1 pseudogene is annotated in these 207 nt (G+C 61.4%); it reads left to right on the plus strand.

Annotated elements, in window-relative coordinates:
• Positions 1-207: pseudogene (locus tag B3873_RS22755) on the plus strand (hypothetical protein); the annotation flags it as partial.

A 207-nucleotide genomic window follows, 5' to 3' on the forward strand; every position in this document is an offset into this window, starting at 1 on the left:
ATCACGCGCTACAACCAGAACAACACCAAGACCGACAAGGCACGCAAGCAAGAGGACGAGTCCGACAAGCCGGTCATCGTCGAGGAAGGGGAAAAAGCTCCTCAGGCCACCCTGGCCAGCAGCGGCGATGCCGGCAATACGGCGGCTCCGGAGTTTTCACCGCTGAAGTCGCCCGACAACCAGCAGCAGCTCGCCGATGTCGAGATC

It is taken from the genome of Herbaspirillum sp. UBA812 (genome assembly GCF_002296545.1).
In the GTDB taxonomy this organism is placed as follows: Bacteria; Pseudomonadota; Gammaproteobacteria; order Burkholderiales; family Burkholderiaceae_D; genus Herbaspirillum; species Herbaspirillum huttiense.